This window comes from Nonomuraea coxensis DSM 45129, assembly GCF_019397265.1.
Taxonomy (GTDB): Bacteria; Actinomycetota; Actinomycetes; order Streptosporangiales; family Streptosporangiaceae; genus Nonomuraea; species Nonomuraea coxensis.
Map to the genome: position 1 here is coordinate 8,909,440 of NZ_CP068985.1, position 16,031 is coordinate 8,925,470.

General features: G+C 72.7%; 15 protein-coding genes and 1 pseudogene. 6 read left to right on the top strand and 10 right to left on the bottom strand.

The genetic code is table 11. From position 1 onward, the window contains the following. Nucleotides 1–55 precede the first annotated feature (55 nt). The 5 genes from Nocox_RS41800 to Nocox_RS41820 all read left to right on the top strand — a co-directional run bounded on the left by Nocox_RS41800 (nt 56) and on the right by Nocox_RS41820 (nt 4,527). Nucleotides 56–253 (top strand): hypothetical protein, encoded by a 198-nt coding sequence (locus Nocox_RS41800; protein WP_157382801.1) that lies wholly within the window; start codon nt 56–58, stop codon nt 251–253. 191 nt (nt 254–444) lie between these two features. After that, nucleotides 445–1,032, top strand: a complete 588-nt coding sequence (locus Nocox_RS41805; RefSeq protein WP_020540969.1) for a TlpA family protein disulfide reductase — start codon at nt 445–447, stop codon at nt 1,030–1,032. A 14-nt stretch (nt 1,033–1,046) separates the two neighbouring features. Continuing rightward, nucleotides 1,047–2,867: an ABC transporter ATP-binding protein gene (locus tag Nocox_RS41810; RefSeq protein WP_033408020.1), complete on the top strand. Its 1,821-nt coding sequence runs from the start codon at nt 1,047–1,049 to the stop codon at nt 2,865–2,867. After that, complete coding sequence (lepB, locus tag Nocox_RS41815; RefSeq protein ID WP_020540971.1) at nt 2,864–3,349, top strand: signal peptidase I; 486 nt, start codon at nt 2,864–2,866, stop codon at nt 3,347–3,349. Before Nocox_RS41810 ends, lepB begins: the two co-directional genes overlap by 4 nt. After that, complete coding sequence (locus Nocox_RS41820) at nt 3,346–4,527, top strand: glycoside hydrolase family 26 protein (RefSeq protein ID WP_020540972.1); 1,182 nt, start codon at nt 3,346–3,348, stop codon at nt 4,525–4,527. The genes lepB and Nocox_RS41820 overlap by 4 nt, the downstream gene beginning before the upstream one ends. Nucleotides 4,528–4,772: 245 nt before the next feature. Here Nocox_RS41820 and Nocox_RS41825 read toward each other — a convergent pair whose 3' ends face one another. The 5 genes from Nocox_RS41825 to Nocox_RS41845 all read right to left on the bottom strand — a co-directional run bounded on the left by Nocox_RS41825 (nt 4,773) and on the right by Nocox_RS41845 (nt 9,693). Next, nucleotides 4,773–5,234: a DUF3592 domain-containing protein gene (locus tag Nocox_RS41825; protein WP_020540973.1), complete on the bottom strand. Its 462-nt coding sequence runs from the start codon at nt 5,232–5,234 to the stop codon at nt 4,773–4,775. Between the two features lie 228 nt (nt 5,235–5,462). Next, on the bottom strand, nt 5,463–6,212 hold the full coding sequence (locus Nocox_RS41830) for an amino acid ABC transporter ATP-binding protein (protein ID WP_051112441.1): 750 nt from the start codon (nt 6,210–6,212) through the stop codon (nt 5,463–5,465). Between the two features lie 29 nt (nt 6,213–6,241). Next, nucleotides 6,242–7,150, bottom strand: a complete 909-nt coding sequence (locus Nocox_RS41835; protein ID WP_033408023.1) for an amino acid ABC transporter permease — start codon at nt 7,148–7,150, stop codon at nt 6,242–6,244. 2 nt (nt 7,151–7,152) lie between these two features. Continuing rightward, nucleotides 7,153–8,106 (bottom strand): ABC transporter substrate-binding protein, encoded by a 954-nt coding sequence (locus Nocox_RS41840; protein ID WP_020540976.1) that lies wholly within the window; start codon nt 8,104–8,106, stop codon nt 7,153–7,155. A gap of 15 nt (nt 8,107–8,121) precedes the next feature. Next, on the bottom strand, nt 8,122–9,693 hold the full coding sequence (locus Nocox_RS41845; RefSeq protein WP_020540977.1) for an amidohydrolase: 1,572 nt from the start codon (nt 9,691–9,693) through the stop codon (nt 8,122–8,124). A 116-nt stretch (nt 9,694–9,809) separates the two neighbouring features. On the opposite strand from Nocox_RS41845, the gene Nocox_RS41850 reads away from it, so the two are divergent. Continuing rightward, entirely contained in the window at nt 9,810–10,685 is an 876-nt protein-coding gene (locus Nocox_RS41850) for a LysR family transcriptional regulator (protein WP_020540978.1), read from the top strand. A 23-nt stretch (nt 10,686–10,708) separates the two neighbouring features. On the opposite strand, the gene Nocox_RS41855 is transcribed toward Nocox_RS41850, so the two are convergent. From Nocox_RS41855 to Nocox_RS41875, 5 genes and pseudogenes are all read right to left on the bottom strand, one after another. Further along, nucleotides 10,709–11,122 (bottom strand): DoxX family protein, encoded by a 414-nt coding sequence (locus tag Nocox_RS41855; protein ID WP_020540979.1) that lies wholly within the window; start codon nt 11,120–11,122, stop codon nt 10,709–10,711. A gap of 193 nt (nt 11,123–11,315) precedes the next feature. Continuing rightward, a pseudogene (locus tag Nocox_RS41860) lies at nt 11,316–11,498 on the bottom strand (DNA-binding response regulator); the annotation flags it as partial. A 142-nt stretch (nt 11,499–11,640) separates the two neighbouring features. Then, a complete protein-coding gene (locus tag Nocox_RS41865; protein ID WP_246649696.1) occupies nt 11,641–12,504 on the bottom strand; it encodes a universal stress protein in 864 nt (287 codons plus the stop codon). A gap of 191 nt (nt 12,505–12,695) precedes the next feature. Then, on the bottom strand, nt 12,696–14,690 hold the full coding sequence (locus Nocox_RS41870) for a sensor histidine kinase (RefSeq protein WP_020540982.1): 1,995 nt from the start codon (nt 14,688–14,690) through the stop codon (nt 12,696–12,698). Beyond that, nucleotides 14,687–15,937, bottom strand: a complete 1,251-nt coding sequence (locus Nocox_RS41875; RefSeq protein WP_020540983.1) for a sensor histidine kinase — start codon at nt 15,935–15,937, stop codon at nt 14,687–14,689. Before Nocox_RS41875 ends, Nocox_RS41870 begins: the two co-directional genes overlap by 4 nt. Nucleotides 15,938–16,031 lie beyond the last annotated feature (94 nt).

The window sequence follows — 16,031 nt, forward strand, 5'->3', positions numbered from 1 at the left end:
GCTGATGACGGCCGGGCCGCGCTGGGCGACCCGGCCGCACGGGAGGTAAGGTCACATGACCCGTATGATCACCGGTTTCACCGACCGCCTTGTCGGCGCCCTCGCGCCGAAGGCGCAGGCGCGTGCCGCGAGCTGCGACATCCTGTTCTGCTACTGCAAGGGCGTCTACCTGTACCAGCGGAAGCGGTGCCTGCGCGTCGACGGCACCTACGAGTGGGGCCCCTGCAACATCGTGACCAAGGGCGCCTGCTGAGTGACGTTTTCCGTTGTGGTGTGCCAGGGCCTGCTCGTGGTGGTCCTTCTCGCCTCCGCGGCGAGCAGGCCGTGCGGCGGGCGGGCCCTGCGCGCCTTGGCGACACCGCGACGCGGGCGGCGTGATCGTCACCTTGCTTGACGACCTGGTCGAGCTTTTCCCACCCTCTCCGACCTCCTGGAGGAGACTCGATGGCATACGTGGTCGCGGCCCTGGTTCTCGTCGGCCTGCTGGGCGCCCTCAACCTGATGCTCGCCGTCGGCGTCGTACGCCGGTTACGTGAGCACTCCGCGGAGCTGGCCGCCCTGCGGAGCGGCGGGGCCGCCGCGGACGCGGGCGCGCTCTCGTCGTTCGGTGAGGTCGCGCTCCGCGACGGCTCGCCGGTCGGCGCGTTCACCGCCGTCGCCGTGGACGGCGAGCCGGTCACCCTCGGGACGTTCGGCGACCGCCCGCTGGTCGGCTTCTTCTCCCCCGGTTGTACGCCGTGCGAGGAGCAGTTGCCCGCCTTCGTGGAGTTCGCGGCGGACCGGCCGGGAGGCCGGGGCACGCGGCTGGCCGTCGTCGTGGGCGCCGGCGAGGAGACCGCGGAGACCGTCGAACGTCTCAGCCCGGTGGCGACGGTGGTGGTGGAGCCCGACGGCGGGCCGGTGCAGCAGGCGTTCGGGGTGACCGGGTTCCCGGCCTTCGTCCTGGTGTCGGACGGCCTGGTGACCGCGTCGCACTACCAGCTCCACGCCGTCGCCGGCCGGGACGCCGCCGCCCTGTCGGCCGCGGGTTGAGAATCACCGCTCCGATGTCACCTCATGTCGCCAGGCGGGCGTTGTCGCTCGCCCGGCACGCCGCTCCCGCGCAGGCCACGGCCTACCTGGGCCTGTCCCTCCTCAGCGGGCTGGCCCCGCCGACGGCCGCGTGGCTGACGAAGTTCATGATCGACCGGCTCGTGGCCGGCCAGGTGCGGTGGCTGGACGTGCTCGGGCTGACCACCGCGCTGGTCGCCGTCGGGGTGGCCGTCGCGTTCGTCCCGCACGCCGTCCGCTACCTGCAGGCGGAGACGGGCCGGCGCGTGCAGCTGCTGGCCAACTCCCGGCTGTACGCCGCGGTGGACCGCTTCGTCGGCCTTCGCCGTTTCGAGGATCCCGCGTTCCTCGACCGCCTGCAGATCGCCAGGTCGAGCGGCGTGAGCGGACCGGGCGACGTGCTGGACGGCGGCCTCGGCGCCGTCCAGGCCGTGGTCACGGTCAGCGGCTTCGCGGGCACCCTGCTCGTGCTCGACCCCTGGATCGCCGTCGCGGTCGTGCTCGCCGCCGTCCCCGCCCTGCTGGCCGAGCTCGCACTCAGCAGGCGCAGGGTCGCGATGGTGACCGAGATCGGCCAGGCCGAACGCCGGGAGCTGTTCTACTCCGGCCTGCTGACCGATCCGAGGACCGCGAAGGAGCTGCGGCTGTTCGGCGCCGGCCCGTACCTCTGGCGTCGCATGGCGGCGGAGATCAGGACGATCAACGACGCGCACCGGGGGATCGACCGGCGCCGGCTGGCCGTCCAGGGTGGGCTGGCCGTGCTGGGCGCGACGGTGGCGGGCGCCCTGCTGCTGTGGGTGGTCCGCTCGGCCGTGGCGGGGACGCTCACGGTCGGCGACGTGGCGCTCGTGGTCGCCGCGGTCGGCGCCGTCCAGGGAGCCCTCGCCAACCTGGTCACCGAGGCGGTGTGCGTGCACCAGGCGCTGGCGCTCTTCGAGCGCTACCTGGCCGTGGTCGACGCTGGCCCGGACCTGCCGGTCCGTGAGGACCCGACGCCGGTCGCGCCGCTGCGGCGCGGCATCGAGCTGCGCGACGTGTGGTTCCGCTACGCCGACGACCAGCCCTGGGTGCTCAGCGGCGTGAGCCTCACGCTCCCGGCCGGGCGCGCGACCGCCGTCGTCGGGCTCAACGGCGCGGGCAAGACCACGCTGATCAAGCTGCTGTGCCGCTTCTACGACCCGACCCGGGGGGCGATCCTCTGGGACGGCGTCGACCTGCGGGACCTCGACCCGGTGGAGCTGCGGCGCCGGGTCAGGGCCGTCTTCCAGGACGCGACCGCGTACGACCTCACGGCCAGGGAGAACATCGGCATCGGAGACCTGACCGCGTTGTCCGATCCTCCCCGGATCGAGCGCGCGGCGCGGCAGGCCGGCGTGCACGAGGTCATCACCAGGCTCCGGCACGGCTACGAGACGCTGCTCACCCGGATCTTCTACTCGGAGGCCGACCGGGCCGACCCGGACACCGGGGTGGTCCTGTCCGGCGGGCAGTGGCAGCGGCTGTCGATCGCCCGAGGTCTCGTGCTCGACAAGCCGGACCTTCTCGTGCTCGACGAGCCGAGCTCCGCCCTGGACGCGGAGGCGGAGCACGGGGTGCACGCCCGGCTCAGGGCGCACAGGAGCGGGCTGACCAGCGTGCTCATCTCGCACCGCCTGGGCGTCGTACGGGAGGCCGACCTGATCGTCGTCCTCTCCGGCGGGCGGATCGTCGAGCGCGGCACCCACGCCGACCTGCTGGCGCACGACGGGGAGTACGCGCGGCTCTTCGCGCTGCAGGCGGCCGGCTACCGCACCGCCGACCCGGAGACGATCGCGTGACCGCCGTCCTCGCCGGGGCCTGCGCCCTCGCCCTCACCGTGCTCGCGGTCGTCGTGCTCGCGGTCGTCGTGCTCCGGCGGCGCGTCGTGGTGGTCTCGGTGAACGGGCCCAGCATGGCGCCGACCCTCCGGCACGGAGACCGGGTGCTGGTACGGCGCACGACCGGGGTGACGCCGGCCAGGGGCGACATCGTGGTGGTCAGCGAGCCGGGGCCGTGCCGGCCGGGAGCGCCCGCGGGCGCTTCCGACCCGTCGCTGGTGGTCAAACGGGTCGTGGCGGTGGCGGGCGACGCGGAGCCCGACTTCCTGCCCGGCTGGGCGCGGCGGCCCGAGGGCGTCGTACGCGCAGGAGAACTCATCGTCCTGGGCGACAACCCCGAGTCGAGCTGGGACTCCCGGCAGTTCGGGGCGGTGCGCGCCGAGCAGGTGCTCGGCGTGGTGCTCCGCCCGCTCAAGAACCCTATGGAAAGGAAACGACCGTGAAACGCATCATCGCCGCGGCGGCTGCCGCCGGCGCCGTGCTGTTCGGCCTTCAGGCGCCGGCCCACGCGGACACCCCCACCATTTTCGGCTCCTCCGTCCATCAGGCGCCGGGGCAGACGTTCGCCCAGGCGCTGGCGGCCACGGACGCCGCCTACGGCAAGCCCCCGGCGCTGCGGGTCTTCTACTCCGGCGCCCCCGGCGCCTGGACCGACGCGAAGCTCAACACCCCGGGCCGGACGACCATCGTGTCGTTCAAGTACGCGCCGAAGGACGTGCTGGCCGGCAAGCACGACGCCCAGTTGCGCGCGTGGTTCGCGAGCGCGCCCCGGGACCGGGACGTCTTCTGGTGCTTCTACCACGAGCCCGAGAACGAGATCGAGGACGGGGTCTTCACCGCGGCGGACTACCGGGCGGCGTGGAGACGCATCGACGGCCTCGCCGACGAGGCCGGGAACGCGCGCCTGTCCGCCACCACGATCCTGATGGACTGGACGCTCACCCCGGCCAGCGGCCGGCGCTGGCAGGACTACTACCCCGGCTCCCAGTACGTCGACGTCATGGCCTGGGACGTCTACGGCTTCAACGAGGCGAACTCCGAGACGATGGCCGCCCACAACGCGAGCCGCCCCGGCCTTGAGGTCGCCAGGTCGCAGGGCAAGCCGTACGCCGTGGCCGAGCTCGGCGTGCGCGACCACGCCAACCGTCCGGCGATGCTGCGCGACATCGCGAAGTGGATGCGCAACACGGCCGGCGCGCGCTTCGTCACGTACTTCGACGCCTACGGCTGGCCGGAGTACGCCCTGGGCGGCGACGACGCGAGCGTGCAGGCGTGGCGCGCGGCGGTGACCGGCACGCTGTTCGCCGGCACTCCGGTGATGACCACCACCGCCGGACCGGCGGCACCGACCTCGACCTCGATCGAGTGGACGACCCGGGTCGATCCCGCGCAGAAGAGCGGGTGGGTCTCGTGCGCGTCGTGGACCGTCGCGGGCGCCGGCGGCTTCTCCGAAGGCCCGCGGCGCCTCGTCACCGGCAACCCCGAGACGATCACGTGCTCGCGGAGCGGTCTGACGCCGAGCACGGCGTACCGGGCCCGGCTCAAGTGGTGGGACGCCGAGACCGGCGGAACGGTGCTCCACACCAGCAACACCGTCGACCAGACGACCGCCGCAGCCTAACCCGTCCGGGCCCCCTTCAGAGCGGGCAGATGACGTCCGGCAGGCCCGCGGGGAGGCCGCGGCGCTCGTCCTCGCTGAGCTCGCGGCCGATGACGGCGCGAAGGTGGGATGCTCCTCAGCAGCGTCCCGCCGTCGTCGGCCGAGGCGAGGAACTGCTGCTCGGCGGCGAAGGTGCAGGTGGTCAGCTCGACGGCGGCGGAGCCGAGCACGCGCATGAACCGGTCCTCTTCGAGGATCCCCAGGGATCAGCGCTTCTTGGCGCTCCGCCGTCCCAGGACGAACAGGATCGTGCCGATCGAGGCGAACACCGCGCCCAGCCCGCCGGTGATCACCGGGGCCAGGAACGCCGACCAGAACGTGGAGATCCGCGCGTCGGACGGATTGCCGGGGTCGTAGGCGACGGGCACGCCTTCGCCCTCTCTGTAGGCAGGCGGGTTGTTGCCGGTGGAGCTCTGGAACGAGTACTGCCTGCCGCCGGCGGTGAACTCCACGGTCGGGTACCACGTGGTGCTGCGGCGCGTGTAGCCGTCGGAGTCCCGTGACGTGGTGGTCCGCGCGGTCAGCCCGGTCACGGTCCCCTCCGTGCGCTGGGCCGAGGCCAGGAAGCTCGCCGTGGAGGCGGTCAGCGCGACGGTGACGCCGAGCAGGACCAGTCCGGCCAGCGCGAAGATCGCGCCGACGAGGGTGAGGGGCCGTCCGTTGTGCATGGGACGAGTCTCTCAACATCTACGGTTCTCGTCGCCTCGGCGGTGAGCACGGAGCAGCGGCCCGTCAGGCGTGGGAGCGGACGGCGAGGTCGGGCTGATCGAGGTAGATGTAGTGCTCGCTCTTCATGGCCGCCCCCGAACCGGGACGCCATCACCGTCTACCTCGACGCGGTACGGCGCAGGGGCAGCGGTTGATCATCGGGTCCCGGCCCCGCCGGGACCCGACGATCAGTCGACCTTCTCCCGCTGGCTGAGGACACTGGACAGGAACGCCCTGGTCCGCTCGTGCCCGGGGTTGGCGACCAGCTCGGCGGGCGGGCCGCTCTCGACCACGACGCCGTCGGCGAAGAACGTCAGCCGGTCGCCGACCTCCCTCGCGAAGGCGATCTCGTGGGTGACCACGACCATCGTCATGCCGTCGGCGGCGAGGCCGCGCATGACCTCCAGCACCTCGTCCACCAGCTCCGGGTCCAGCGCGGACGTGGGCTCGTCGAACAGCATCAGCTCGGGGCTCATCGCCAGCGCCCTGGCGATGGCGACGCGCTGCTGCTGGCCGCCGGAGAGCTGGTGGGGCCGCTTGTGCGCGTGCGCGGCGAGGCCCACCCGCTCCAGGTGCTCCATCGCCGTCCGCCGCGCCTGCTCGGCGGGCAGTCCGAGGACGTGGACGGGGGCGCAGGCCACGTTCTCCAGCGCGCTCTGGTGGGCGAACAGGTTGAAGCGCTGGAACACCATGCCGATCCTGCGGCGGAAGGCGGCGAACTCCTTCGGCGACCACGGCCGGTAGCGGCCCTCGCGGAGGTTGTAGCCGACCTCCTCGCCGAGCACCCGCAGGCTGCCGCCGAGCACCGGCTCCAGCCCGTTGACGCAGCGCAGGAAGGTCGACTTGCCCGACCCCGACGGCCCGATGACGCAGCTCACCTCGCCGGGCGCGACGGCGAAGTCCACGCCGTTGAGCACCTGCGTCTCGCCGTAGCTCATGCGCACGCCCGTGGCGTGCACGACCGGGCTCACGCCGCCGCCTTGGACAGGAGCCTCGCGGTCCGCCCGCCGCCGCGGACCAGCCGGACGGCGTCGGAGCCGAAGCGCCGCTCCAGCCTGCTCTGCAGGAAGGTCGCGATGGCGGTCATGAGCATGTACCACAGGCTCGCCACGATCAGCAGCTCCATGATCAGGTTGTTCGCCTTGTAGATCTGGCTGGCGTTCGTCATCAGGTCGTGCCCGGCGACCACGTAGACCAGCGAGGTCGTCTTCAGCATGGAGATGAACTCGTTGCCGGTCGGCGGGATGATGATGCGCAGCGCCTGCGGCAGCACGATCACCCGCATGCGCTTGGCCGGGGTCATGCCGAGCGCGTACGCCGCCTCGGTCTGGCCCTGGTCCACGGCCTGGATGCCGGCGCGCACGGTCTCGGCGAAGTACGCCGCCAGGTTCAGCCCGAGCCCCAGCATGGCCGCGGTGAAGCCGGTCATCACCTCGTTCGTGTCCCACTTGACGCCGATCATGGTGAACGGCACCTTGAGCACCAGCTCGGGGAACAGGAACGCCAGGTTGTACCAGAAGATGAGCTGCACCAGCACCGGCGTGCCGCGGAAGAACCAGATGTAGAGCGTGGCGAGCCCGCTCAGCACCGGGTTGTGCGACAGCCGCAGGATCGCCATCCCCACGCCCAGCACCAGTCCGAGCACGGTCGCCAGCACCGAGATCTCGATGGTGACCCAGATGCCGTCCAGGATGCGGTCATGGAACAGGTACTCGGCGACCTTGTCCCAGTGCAGGCGCGGGTTCACCACCATCACGTAGACCAGCCAGCCGGCCGCCACGATCGCGACGGCCGCGGCGGCGAGCCGGCCCCAGTGCCGCGTCCTGACGACCGGGATGTGCTCTCCGGAAGGCCCGGTGAAGGGTTCCGTGCGCATGCTCACTTACCGCCGTTGATCACCGCGGACTGGACGGCCAGCTTGTCCAGGTTCCACGCCGCCAGCAGCTTGCCGTACTCGCCGCTGGCGATGAGGGAGTCGAGGGCGCCCTTGACCGAGTCGATGAGCTGCTGGTTGTCCGGCTTCATGCCGATGCCCCACGGGCTCTCGGTGCCCTCCAGGGCGAGCGCCTCGATCTCCAGCTTGGGGTCGTCGAGCTTGTACGCCGCCACCACGTAGTCGGTGATGGTGGCCTGCGCCCGTCCGCCGGTGACCTGGAGCAGGGCCTCCTGGTCGCCGGGGAACTTCAGCAGGTTCACGGCCTTCTTGCCGGACTTCTCGCAGTCGGCGGAGTACTGCTCGGCCAGCTCCATGGACGAGCCGTTGTCGACCACGGAGACCGTCTTGCCGCACAGGTCGGCCGGGCCGTTGATCCCGGCCGGGTTGCCCTTCTTGACGATCATGCCGGCGCCGGCCTGCACGTAGTCGACGAAGGTGACCTGCTTCTGGCGCTCCGGCGAGTCGGTCATGGAGGAGATGACGAAGTCGTAGCGGCCGGTCAGCACGCCGGGGATCTGAGAGTTGAACTCCTCGTCGGTGATCGTCACCTTGACGCCGAGCTTCCTCGCGATGGCCCTGGCCAGGGCGGGGTCGAAGCCGATCGCCGTCTTGCCGTCGCTCGCGTACAGCTCCATGGGCGGGTAGCCGATGGAGCTGACGACCTTCAGCCCGTCGGACTTGAGCTTCGCGGGCACCTTGGCGGCCAGGCTCTCGTCCGGCGTGATGGCGTTGATGACGTCGGCGGCCTTCTCCTCGGCGGGCGCCTGGTCCAGCGTGACCGCGGGCGCCGCGCCCTCGGCCTCGGTCGAGCCTCCGTCCAGGGACTGGGCGCCACAGGCCGTGGTGGCGGCCAGCAACGCGCCGGCGGCCAGGACGGTGATGGTACGGATCTTCACGAGGGGGGCTCCTTGTCAGAGGCGCTGCCAGCGGACTTCGCCGCCGACGACGGTGGTGAGGACCTGGGTGCGGAGCACGGCCTCCGGCGTTTCCAGGTAGGGGTCGGTGTCCACGGCGATGAAGTCGGCGAGCATGCCGGGGGCCAGGAGGCCCTTGCGGTCGCTCTCGCCGGCCGCGTACGCGGCGCCGAGCGTGTGCGCGGTGATCGCCTCCGCCATGCTCAGCCGCTGTTCGGGCTGCCAGCCGCCGGCCGGGGTGCCGTCCGCGCGGGTACGGGTGACGGCGGCGTGCAGCGCGGCCCACGGGTCGGGGCTCTCCACCGGGGCGTCCGAGCCGAAGGCCAGCGCGACGCCGGCGTTGAGCATGCCGCGCCAGGCGTACGAGGCCAGGTCGTGCCCGGCGAGCAGCGCGTCGACCAGCGCGATGTCCGTGGTGCAGTGCACCGGCTGCATCGAGGCGACGACGCCGAGCCTGGCCATCCTGGTGAGGTCCTCGGGGCGCAGGTGCTGGGCGTGTTCGATGCGGTGCCTCAGGCCGGGGGTGGGCCCGATCTTCTCGTAGGCGTCGAGGACCAGCCGGTTGGCGCGGTCGCCGATGGCGTGGGTGGCGACCGCGATCCCGGCCGCCGCCGCGGTGCTGAAGATCCGGACGAGGTCTTCGTACGGAGTGACCGCGATGCCGGTGTTGTCGTGTTCGCCGGCGAAAGCTTGGTGCATGTGGCAGGTGTGCGAGCCGAGCGCCCCGTCGCTGAACACCTTGACCGGCCCGGTGCGGAACCAGTCGTCGCCCTGGCCGGTGCGGCGGCCCTCGGCGATGGCCGCCTCCAGGTGGACCGTGGGGATCGCCTTGTGCACGCGGATCTTCAGCTCGCCGGCCTCGCGCAGCTCCAGGTAGGCGGCGCGGCAGTCCTCGCCGTCGATGTCGTGCACGCTGGTCAGGCCGAACGAGAGCAGTTCCTCCTGGCCGGCGCGGAGCCGGTCGCGCAGGTCGCCGGTGACCATGAGGGCGCGCAGCGGGTATGAGGCGGACTCGCGCAGGATGCCGGTGGGCTCGCCGTCGGCGAACCTGACGATCTCGCCGCCGACCGGGTCCGGGGTGGTGGCGTCGATCCCGGCCATCCGCAGGGCGGCGGAGTTGGCCCAGACGGTGTGGCCGTCGACGTTGGGCAGCGCCACGGGCAGGTCGGGGCAGACCGAGTCGAGGGCGTACCGGTCGGGCTGGACGGGCGGGTCCCAGATGTTGCTGTTCCACCGGCCGCCGAACAGCCATCCGCCCGGCCGCAGCCGCGCGGCGTGCTCGGCCACCGTGGCCAGGGCCTCGTCCAGGGAGCGCACGTCGCGGAGGTCGACTCCGCCGAGGCTCTGGGCGTACTGGGCGGTGTGGATGTGGGCGTCGTAGAGGCCGGGCAGGACGGCCGCGCCGTCGAGGTCCACCAGCTCGGCTCCCGGGCCCGCGGCCTCGCGCACCTCGGCCTCGGAGCCGACGGCGACGATCAGCTCGCCGTCCACCGCCATCGCCTGGGCGACGGGCCGGCCGGTGTCCCCCGTGCCGCCGGTGCGGATGGAGGCGTTGCGGTATACGCGCATGCTCTTGGATCTTCCAGGGGTTCGAGGAGTGGTGCGACTGACTGTAGGGGTGGCGAAAACAAGGTCGGAAGCGCTATAAACACGACATTTAGCGCCGCTCAGAGCAAGGAAAGCTTATGCTGAAGCCTGAACATCTCCGCACGCTGCGTGAGGTCGTGCGGTTGGGATCCTTCGCGGCTGCGGCCAACCGGCTCGGCTACACCTCCTCCGCCGTCTCCCAGCAGATGGCCTCGCTGGAGCGAGAGACCGGGGTGCGGCTGTTCGAGCGCTTCGCCCACAGCGTGCTGCCGACCAGCGCCGCCGAGGTGCTGGCCAGGCAGGCGGAGACCCTGCTCGCCGACATCGAGCGCATGGTGGCGACGGTCAGGGAGGTGCACAGGAACAGCCAGCCGCAGGTCCGCCTGGGCGTCTTCCCCAGCATCTGCGACCTGCTGGCGAGCGTGCTGCGGGACCTGGAGCCGGAGGAGCGGGCCGGGATCCGGCTGTCGGTGGCCGAGCCCTCGCAGCTCATCGCGCGGCTCGGCGCGGGCGGCGAGATGGACGCGGCGATCGTCTACCAGGTGGGCAACTCGGGCTTGTCCTGGCCCTCGACGCTGTCGCGGCGGTGGGTCGCCGAGGACCGCTACCGGCTCGTCCTGCCGCGGGCCTGGCCCGACCTGTCACCGCACCGGGCCGAGCAGCTCGTCGACCTGCCGTGGATCATGCACCATCCGGGCAGCAGCGACGCCTCGCTCCTCGAGGCCCTGCTCGGCCACTGGAAGCTGCATCCGCGGGTGGTCTGCCACTCCGACGACTTCAAGGTCACCCTCTCGCTGATCGGCGCGGGGCTCGGCGCGGCCCTCATCCCCGACCTCGCGCTGCGCGACCACAGCCCGGACGTCGTGGTGGTCGACCTGCCCTGGCTGAACATCAGCCGCAGCATCTTCACGCTGGCCCGCCCGGAACGCGAGAGCGCCCGCCTGCAGACGCTGCTGGACAAGCTGGCGTTCTGAGGCGGGCGTTCCCGGAACGGATTTCAGTCGTGCGCGAGCGATTCCTGGGGAGCGCGCAGCGTGGACAGCGCCCAGCGGCCGGGACCGAGCACGGCGATGAGCAGGAAACCCCAGCAGAAAAGGGCGGCTTTCTCGCCGCCGTTCTCGATGGGGAACAACGCCTGCGGCTGGTGGACGACGAAGTAGGCGTAGGCCATGGTGCCCGAGCAGATGACGGCGGCGACGCGGGTGGCCACGCCGAGGAGGACGAGGCCGCCGGCGACGAGCTGGATGACGGCGGCCCACCAGCCCGGCCACTCCGCGAAGGCCGGGGTCCCGCCCTGCGGGCCGCCCAGGACGCCGAACAGGGTGGCCGCGCCGTGGCAGGCGAACAGCAGCCCCAGCACGATGCGGTACAGCGCCAGGAAAAGGTCCTGCTGTTTGATCAGTGGTTCCATGACGGCGTCCTTTCCAGATTCCGGTTGAAAAAGACATGGGAGCGCTCCCAAGAGCGTCAAGAATCCGGCGCCGACATGTCAACTCCGGCTCGTCAGACCCGGTTGCCGACAAAGTCGAGAAAAGACCGCGCACGCTGGCCGGACGCCATTCCGATAAAACTTTCAACCAGTGAAAATTTCACCGGCCCGGCGGTCAGGAGCCCAGATAACGCAGCACGGCGAGGACGCGGCGGCTGTAACCCGTCGTGTGCGACAGCTCCAGCTTGAAGGCGGTGCCGCCCGCGCCCACCCGCTCCAGCGCGTCGAGGAAGTCGCCGACCTGGGCCACCCGGTCCTTCAGCAGGTAGCCGACGCCGTCGATGCTGCCGCTCGTCAGCGCGCCGACCAGCCACAGTCCGCGTACCGCCCAGCGCGTGCCGGCCCTCTTCGTCATGGGTCCGAGACTAGGAGGGCCCTGGGTGTGGCCGCCATGCGGCCTGCGGCCGTTCCCTTGTGCGGAAAACCACAGGGGCCGGGGGTCAGGCGGGGTGGTCGCCCTCCCGCTGCCTGACGATCGCCACCGGGCAGGGCGCCTGCCGCAGCAGGGCCGAGGCCACGGAGCCGAACCGCCCGTGCGGACTCCCGACCACGACCAGGGTCGCCTCGGCGACGCCGGCGACCGACTCCGCCGCCCGCTCGTTCACGGCGCGGAGCTCGACGGCGAGGCCGGGATACCTGCCGCGCCACGGCGCGGCCGTGGCGGGGAGCCAGTCCTCCGACGCCTCCTTGAGCGCCATCGGGTCGAACGCCGGGTACGTCATCCCCGCCCACGCCACCGGAGGCTGGTGCCAGGAGTACACGACGAGCAGCGGCAGGCGCCGCATGGCGGCCTCCTCGCAGGCGAAGCCGAGCACGGCGTCGGCCTTGCCGTCGTCGGTCACGCCGGCCACGATCGGGCCCGGGTCCGGCCTGCGCGGCAGCGCGCCCCTGCCGCGTACGACGACGACCGGGCAGCGCGCGTGGGCCGCCGCGTGGCTCGCCACGGAGCCGATGACCGCCCGCGCCATCCCGCGGAGGCCGCGCGAGCCGACCACGAGCAGCTCGGCCCGCGCCGACAGCTCCTCCAGGCGCTCGGTGGGCGAGCCCTCGTACAGGTCGCCTCGCACGTCGAGGCCGCTGGAGCCGGTGCGCGCGCAGTCGGCGCCGTGCCACAGCACGTGCTCGGCGGCGCGGCGGAGCGAGTCGCGGCCTCCCGGGTCGCCCTCGCCGTACGGCCACTGCCAGGCATGGCAGACGGTCAGGGGAAGCCTCCGCAGCTCGGCCTCGTCCATCGCCCAGTCGAGGGCCTGCATGGAGTGGTCGGAGCCGTCGTAGCCGGCGAGCACGCCCAATGACTGTTCCACGTTCCCACTGTGCGCGGCCGGCGGCCCGGTGGCGAGAACGCGGTGGCCGCCTCCCGGAAAGCTTGCCCATTCCGTGGCCGCCCTTTGTCCGCGCGTCGGTTCGGTTCTGTCCCGTTGTGGTGTGCCCGCACCCGGGTCCGCGCCCCGCACGAGCCGCACCTGGGCACCGTCGGAAGGCCGCCCGGGGCTCCTCATGAGAGGCCGGGCGGGAGCGGCAGGGTCGCCGTGACGGCGGTGCCGCCCGACGGGCGGGCGGCGATGGCGCACGTGCCGCCGATCTCGGCCGCCCGCTCGCGCATCGAGGTCAGCCCCACGCCCGGTGACGGCTCCTCGGGCAGGCCCACACCGTCGTCGGCGACCGTCACCCGCAGGACGCCGTCGCCGCGGGCCAGCGTGACCTCGATCCGGCTCGCGCGGGCGTGCCTGCGGGCGTTGGTGAGCGCCTCCTGGACGATGCGGTACGCGGCCGTCTCCACCCCGGCGGGCAGGTCGTCCAGCGGCTCGCCCGCCGTGCGGATCTCCACGCAGGGCCCGGGGACGTCGCGGGCGACGTCGCGCAGCGCGCCGGGCAGGCCCAGCTCCTCCAGCGCGGGCGGCCGCAGGCCATCCACCAGCTCGCGGACCGAGTCCAGCGTGGCGGTCATCTCCTCCCTGAACCGGACCAGCAGCTCGTCCACCGAGCCCGGATCGCGTTCCAGGCGGCGGCGGGCCTCGTCCAGGGTCATGGTGACGCTGGTCAGGCTGGGGCCGAGGCCGTCGTGCAGCTCACGGCCGAGACGGCGGCGCTCCTCGTCGCGGGTGGCGGTGATGCGCTCGCGCGAGTCGTGCAGGTCGGTGCTGAGTCGGACCGCGTGCGCCAGCTCGGCCAGGTGCTTGGCCATGACGTCGAGCTGCTGCCGGCTCTGCCGGCCGCCGGCCAGCAGCAGGCGGCCCACGTGCTCGCCGTGCCAGACCAGCGCGACCTCGCGCGGCCGGGCGCCCGGCTCGCCGTCCGCGAACGACACGACGGGCTCCCCCGCCACCCGTACGACCGCGCCGCGCGCGCCCAGCGTGGTGCGCACGATCGACAGCGCCTCCGCCAGCGCGGCGGCCGGGTCGCCGGCCCGCTGCACGGCGCGGCTGAGCAGGTCGGCGGCCCGGTAAGGGTCGCGCTCGACGTTGAAGAGGCGGTCCACCGAGCGTTGCAGGCGCAGCCGTACGGGATGGAAGACCGCGGCGGTGGCGAGGGCCGCGGCCAGCCCGGCGAGCGTCCCGTAGTCGCCGGCGACGCTGTCGGCCGCCCAGATGAGCCCCGAGTACGTGAGCCCGGCCACGACGGCGAGCGTGCCGTAGACGAGGGTGCGGTCGAGGATGAGGCGGATGCCGTAGAGCTGGTGGCGCAGCGCCGAGGCCACGACGGCGATGGGGATGCCGGCCGTCAGGAAGATGCGCAGGCCGATCACCACGGGATCCTCCGACCCCTGGCTGCCCACCCAGTAGCCCAGGAAGATCACCATCGCCCACAGGTACCAGGCGATCTGCCGGCGCACCTCGGGCGTGGCCGCCCGGTAGCGGAAGCCCAGGGAGGCGACGCTCAGCAGGCTGAGCAGGATCATGGGGAGCCCGATCCAGGACTCGACGACCTCGGGGATCCGGCCCAGCGCCGGCACGCCGAACGGGTTCTCGATGTCCAGCCCCAGCTCGAACTCGGGGTCGGGGCTCAGCCCGAGCAGCAGCGAGTGACCGGCCATGAGGACGAGATGGCCGTAGAGCACCGGCCGCCACCGCTTCGAGGGCAGCCGGCCGTCGGGGAAGAGCAGCGGCATGATCCCGGAGAACGTCGGCACCACCAGGAGCCAGAGCCAGAGCGACGGCCAGCCGAGGTACGGCGTCAGCGGGCCAGGGGCGAAGGCGTGCGTCCAGGCGGTCAGGGCGAACAGCAGCAGGTAGACCGCCCAGAGCACGCCCGTGCCCCAGAGCAGCCACGGGAACAGCAGCCGCGGCCGGTGCGTGATGAGGAAGGCCCCGGCCGCGGGGAACAGCAGCCCGACCGGGTCGGGGCCGCCGTCCAGCTCGTTCCAGTCGGTGAGCTGGGCGCCGAGGACGCTGGTGACGATCGTGGCGGCGGGCGCGGCCACCGCCAGGGTCCACACGACGGCGAGGAGCGCCCGGCGCGCGGCCGGTGTGCTTCCGGTGGCGGTCGTCATGCGGGCTCCTTGACCGGAAGTTCCACCACGACCTCGGTGCCGCCGCCTGGGCGGGTGTCGTGCTCGTACGTGCCGCCCAGCTCCTCGGCGCGGTGCCGCAGCCGGGCGGCGCCCTCGCGGCGCTGCTCGGGCAGGCCGATGCCGTCGTCGGCCACCGACAGGCGGAGGCCGCCGGGCCGCCGCTCCACCCGGATCAGGGTGGTGGTGGCGCGGGCGTGCCTGCGCACCCCGGCCACCGCCTCGTGCGCGATCCGGTACGCGGCCACCTCCACGGCGGCGGGCAGGTCGCCGAGCGGGCCGGACACCGCGACGTCCACGCGCGCCCCGGGGCCGTCGGCCAGGGTGCGGAGCGCGCCCTCCAGGCCCAGCTCGCCGAGGTCGGCGCCGTCGAGGGCGGGCGGGCGCAGGCCGTACACCAGCTCGCGCACGTCCACGACGGCCTCGGTCATGCGCCGGCGCATCCGGGTCAGCAGCGGATCGACCGCCTCGGGGCCGCCGGCCAGGCTGATCCGCGCCTCGTCGGCGCTCAGCGCCAGCTCGGTGAGGGTGGGGCCGAGGCCGTCGTAGAGGTCGCGGCGGAGCTTGTGCCGCTCCTCCTCGCGGGTGAGGAGCATGCGCTCGCGGGAGCGCCGCAGGTCGGCGCTGAGGCGTACGGCGTGGGCGACCTCGGCGAGCTGGCGGGCCAGCATGTCCAGCAGGGCGCGGTTCCGGGGCTCGCCCGCCACCAGGAGCCAGCCCATCGAGGTGCCCTGCCACTCCAGCCGCAGCACCGTCGGGCTCGTGCCCACCTCGCCGTCGGCGACCGTGCGCGAGCGTCCGCCGGGCAGCACCACCTCGACGGCGACGCCGGGGGCGCGTAACGCCCTGCGGGTCGCGGCGACGGCGGAGGCCAGCGCCTCGGCCGGTCCCGGAGCCTCCTGGACCCGCCGGTTGACCCGGTCGGCCAGCCGGTACGGATCCCGTTCCATCCCGAACAGCCGGTCCGCAGCCCCCTGCAGCCCGACCCGTACCGGATGGAAGAGCACGCCCGCGACGAGCGCCGCCACCAGCCCTGCCGAGGAGGTGAGCGGCCGGCCGAGCGCGATGATGCCGAAGTAGACCGCGCCGACGACGGCGGTGAGCGCGAGGTAGACCAGCGTGCGGTTGAGCAGGACGAGCGCGAGGCGGCTCCGCCGCATACCGGAGAGGACCGCCACCCGCACGAGCAGCGGTCCCGCCACTCTCAGCAGCATGAGCTTGATGGTCATGTGTCGCGCACATGATAAATCGCGCATTTCACCGCGTCTCCGGCACGCATGGCCCTCATGATCGTGGCGCCGCCTTGCGTGCCGGTTGCGGCCC

Excerpts from the sequence above, each read along its gene's own strand:
- Nocox_RS41800 (WP_157382801.1), top strand. The coding sequence starts at position 56 with ATGACCCGTATGATCACCGGTTTCACCGACCGCCTTGTCGGCGCCCTC.
- Nocox_RS41805 (WP_020540969.1), top strand. The coding sequence starts at position 445 with ATGGCATACGTGGTCGCGGCCCTGGTTCTCGTCGGCCTGCTGGGCGCC.
- Nocox_RS41810 (WP_033408020.1), top strand. The coding sequence starts at position 1,047 with ATGTCACCTCATGTCGCCAGGCGGGCGTTGTCGCTCGCCCGGCACGCC.
- Nocox_RS41825 (WP_020540973.1), bottom strand. The coding sequence starts at position 5,234 with ATGCACAACGGACGGCCCCTCACCCTCGTCGGCGCGATCTTCGCGCTG.
- Nocox_RS41830 (WP_051112441.1), bottom strand. The coding sequence starts at position 6,212 with ATGAGCTACGGCGAGACGCAGGTGCTCAACGGCGTGGACTTCGCCGTC.
- Nocox_RS41835 (WP_033408023.1), bottom strand. The coding sequence starts at position 7,150 with ATGCGCACGGAACCCTTCACCGGGCCTTCCGGAGAGCACATCCCGGTC.
- Nocox_RS41845 (WP_020540977.1), bottom strand. The coding sequence starts at position 9,693 with ATGCGCGTATACCGCAACGCCTCCATCCGCACCGGCGGCACGGGGGAC.
- Nocox_RS41850 (WP_020540978.1), top strand. The coding sequence starts at position 9,810 with ATGCTGAAGCCTGAACATCTCCGCACGCTGCGTGAGGTCGTGCGGTTG.
- Nocox_RS41855 (WP_020540979.1), bottom strand. The coding sequence starts at position 11,122 with ATGGAACCACTGATCAAACAGCAGGACCTTTTCCTGGCGCTGTACCGC.
- Nocox_RS41870 (WP_020540982.1), bottom strand. The coding sequence starts at position 14,690 with ATGACGACCGCCACCGGAAGCACACCGGCCGCGCGCCGGGCGCTCCTC.
- Nocox_RS41875 (WP_020540983.1), bottom strand. The coding sequence starts at position 15,937 with ATGACCATCAAGCTCATGCTGCTGAGAGTGGCGGGACCGCTGCTCGTG.